The organism is Actinomadura sp. KC06, from assembly GCF_004348735.1.
Lineage (GTDB): Bacteria > Actinomycetota > Actinomycetes > Streptosporangiales > Streptosporangiaceae > Spirillospora.
This window is the reverse complement of record NZ_SMKT01000324.1, coordinates 1-3754: the sequence shown is the minus strand read 5'-3', so window position 1 is coordinate 3754 and position 3754 is coordinate 1. Positions and strand designations below refer to the sequence as shown.

The window sequence follows — 3754 nt, the reverse complement described above, 5'->3', positions numbered from 1 at the left end:
ACACACCGCATCCCCCACCCCACAGCCCTTCCCACGCCGCCACCCCTGGGCCCCGCGATGGTCGAGCGGCCGCCCCCGGGGGAAGCTCGGCGCCGGGCGGGCCGGGGACGTCTCGGGCGATCTCCAGGAGCCGCTCCACCGCCATGACGGCGGCCGGGTAGAGCGTCCCGCGATGATCGTTTCCCACCGCGTTCAGCAGATCGGCGCCTCGGCCACGGCCGAAGCCGCTGTTATCGCGCACGCTCCGCAGAACATCCTCAACCGACCCCGGGTCATAAATCTCAGGGCCGGGAAAATCTTCCCACTGGGGTTGCCGCAGCATTTCCGCACACCCCTGCCCGCCGTTTTGCAAACAGCGACTTTCGACCTTGCCTCAGGCAGGTCGACCTTGAAGTGTTCGGCCGAGTACGCGGTCACGTTGACCGCGGTGGCGCGGGGTCGGCCGTGATCGTCTATACGACCGATAGGGGGAGGAGTTTCTTGCCGGTGGGGCCTATTTGGATTTCGGTGCCCATCGTTGGGCAGACGCCGCAGTCGTAGCAGGGGGTCCAGCGGCAGTCTTCGACTTCGGTTTCGTCTACGGCGTCCTGCCAGTCTTGCCAGAGCCATTCGCGGTCAAGGCCCGCGTCGAGGTGGTCCCACGGGAGGACTTCTACTTCTTCGCGTTCGCGGACGGTGTACCAGGCCAGGTCTACGGGGTCGGTGGCGAGTGCCTTCTGCGCGGCGGTCGTCCAGCGGTCGTAGGAGAAGTGTTCGCTCCAGCCGTCGAAGCGGCCGCCGTCCTCCCAGACGGCGCGGATGACCTTGCCGACGCGGCGGTCGCCGCGGGAGAGGAGGCCCTCGATGATGGACGGCTGTCCGTCGTGGTAGCGCAGGCCGATGGCGCGGCTGTATTCCTTGTCGCCGCGCAGGACGTCCTTGAGGGCGTGCAGGCGGCGGTCGACGGTCTCGTGGTCGCACTGCGCGGCCCACTGGAACGGGGTGTGCGGCTTGGGCACGAAACCGCCGATGGAGACCGTGCAGCGGATGTCCTTGCGGCCGGTGGCGTCGCGGCCCGCCTGGATGACGCGTTTGGCCATGCCGGCGATGGCGAGGACGTCCTCGTCCTCCTCGGTGGGCAGGCCGCACATGAAGTACAGCTTGACCTGGCGCCAGCCGTTCTCGTAGGCGGTGGTGACGGTGCGGATCAGGTCGTCCTCGGTGACCATCTTGTTGATCACCTTGCGCATGCGTTCGGAGCCGCCCTCCGGGGCGAACGTCAGGCCGGAGCGGCGGCCGCCGCGGGAGAACTCGTTGGCGAGCGTGATGTTGAACGCGTCCACGCGGGTGGACGGGAGGGAGAGCGAGGTGTTGGTGCCCTCGTAGCGGTCGGCGAGGCCCTTCGCGACGTCGCCGATCTCGCTGTGGTCGGCGCTGGACAGGCTGAGCAGCCCGACCTCTTGGAAGCCCGATTCCTTGAGGCCCTGCTCGACCATGTTGCCGATGGTGGTGATCGACCGTTCCCGGACGGGGCGGGTGATCATCCCGGCCTGGCAGAACCGGCAGCCGCGGGTGCAGCCGCGGAAGATCTCCACGCTGAACCGCTCGTGGACGGTCTCCGCGAGCGGGACCAGCGGCTTCTTCGGGTACGGCCACTGGTCGAGGTCCATGACGGTGTGCTTCTCGACTCGCCACGGGACGCCGGGGCGGTTCGGTGCTACGCGTTGGATGCGCCCATCGGGGAGGTAGGTGACGTCGTAGAAGCGCGGGACGTAGACGCCGCCGGACGCGGCCAGGCGGTGGAGGAGTTCGTCGCGCCCGCCGGGCTCGCCTTCGGCCTTCCATTCGCGGATGACCTCGGTGATGGCGAGGGCGATCTCCTCGCCGTCGCCTAGGACGGCCGCGTCGATGAAGTCGGCGATCGGCTCCGGGTTGAACGCGGCGTGGCCGCCTGCGATCACGATGGGGTGGGAGCTCGTGCGGTCGGCGGCGTCCAGCGGGATACCGGCGAGGTCGAGGGCCGTGAGGAGGTTCGTGTAGCCGAGCTCGGTGGAGAACGACACGCCAAGGACGTCGAACGCGGCGACCGGGCGGTGCGCGTCGACGGTGAACTGCGGGATGCCGTGCTCCCGCATGACGGCCTCCATGTCGGGCCACACCGAGTACGTCCGCTCCGCGAGGACGCCGTCGCGCTCGTTCAGGATCTCGTAAAGGATCTGGACGCCCTGGTTCGGCAGCCCGACCTCGTAGGCGTCCGGGTACATCAGCGCCCACCGGACGTCCGCCTCGTCCCAGTCCTTGATCTGGGAGTTCAGCTCGCCGCCGACGTACTGAATCGGCTTCTGCACGCCCGGGAGCAGCGGTTCCAGGCGCGGGAAGAGCGACTCGACCGGCATGACGGAATCCTCCGTGCAGGGGACGTGGAATGACGTCCACTCTACCGGCGCCGCGCTAATCGAACGGACGCCGCCGGATGTGCACCGCCTGCAGCAGACCGAACGCGATCATGTTCGCGAAGGTCGCGGAGCCGCCGTACGACACGAACGGCAGCGGCAGCCCCGTGATCGGCATGATGCCGATCGACATCCCGACGTTCTGGAACGTCTGGAACCCCATCCAGCACACGACGCCGGTGGCGACGAGCGTCCCGAACGGGTCGGCGGCCTGGGTGGCGATGCGCAGGCCGCGCCACAGCACCACGCCGAGCAGCGCGACGATCACGGCGCCGCCGACGAAGCCGAGCTCCTCCCCCGCGACCGTGAAGATGAAGTCGGTCTGCTGTTCGGGGACGAAGTGCCCGCCGGTCTGCTCGCCCTGGAACAGGCCCTTGCCGAACGCGCCGCCCGACCCGACCGCGATCCGGGCCTGCTGGGCGTTGTAGCCGGCGCCGCGCGGGTCGGCCTCCGGGTTCAGGAAGGCGGTGAACCGGTCGATCTGGTAGTCCTCCAGCAGGCCGAAGAACCACACGGCGGCGGCCGCGGCCAGCCCGCCGCCGACCAGGCCGAAGAGCCACCGCTTCTGCGCGCCGGAGATCGCCAGCATGCCGAGCACCACCGCGATGAACACCAGCGTGGTGCCGAGGTCGGGCTGCAGCATGATCAGCACGGCGGGCACGCCGGCGAGGACGAGCGCCAGCAGCACGTCGCGGCGGCCGGGGCCGATCTCCCCGTCGCGCGGCTCGCCCAGGATCATCGCGAGCAGCACGACCAGCCCGACCTTGGCGAACTCCGACGGCTGCACCTGGAAGCCGCCGCCGATCACGATCCACGAGTGCGACCCGTTGATCGTCTCGCCGAGCGGGGACAGGACGGCGACCAGCCCGACGCACGCGACCCCGTACAGGATCGGGACGTACGCGCGCAGGAGCCGGTAGTCGAGGACGGTGACGAGGCCGCCCAGCGCGAACCCGATGAACAGGTTCAGGACGTGCCGCTTGAGGAAGCCCTCAGGGTCCTTGCCCTGCTCGGTCAGCAGTTGGAACGTGGCGGAACGGACGAGCAGCGCACCGATGACCGACAGCGCCAGCACCGACAGGAACAGCGGCATATCGAGCCGCCGCAGCCCGCCGAGCCGGCTGCGCAGCCCGCGCCGCGCCGCGTACCCCTCGACGCTCCCGACGCCCGAACCGGTGATCACGGGGCGGTTCCCTCACCGGGCAGCGCCGGCAGCTCGGACGGGAGCCTGCCGTCCTTGAGGAGGGGCGGGCGGTCCTTCGTCCCGTACATCGCCTCCCAGATCTCCCGGACGGCCGGCGCGGCCGTGGACCCGCCCGTCC

Annotated in this window: 3 protein-coding genes; all 3 read right to left on the bottom strand. The window is 69.7% G+C overall.

Annotated features, from left to right (window positions below):
* Positions 1-241, bottom strand: a 241-nt coding sequence (locus tag E1287_RS45270) for a hypothetical protein (protein WP_207934805.1), incomplete at its 3' end; no start/stop codon positions are given.
* Positions 242-452: 211 nt separating this feature from the next.
* On the bottom strand, positions 453-2375 hold the full coding sequence (locus tag E1287_RS42380; protein WP_131971656.1) for a TIGR03960 family B12-binding radical SAM protein: 1923 nt from the start codon (positions 2373-2375) through the stop codon (positions 453-455).
* Positions 2376-2430: 55 nt separating this feature from the next.
* Positions 2431-3615, bottom strand: a complete 1185-nt coding sequence (gene rodA, locus E1287_RS42375; RefSeq protein WP_243719826.1) for a rod shape-determining protein RodA — start codon at positions 3613-3615, stop codon at positions 2431-2433.
* Between the last annotated feature and the right edge of the window lie 139 nt (positions 3616-3754).

Bases quoted from the DNA above. Each gene is read 5' to 3' on its own strand.
- E1287_RS42380 (WP_131971656.1), bottom strand. From the start codon at position 2,375: ATGCCGGTCGAGTCGCTCTTCCCGCGCCTGGAACCGCTGCTCCCGGGC.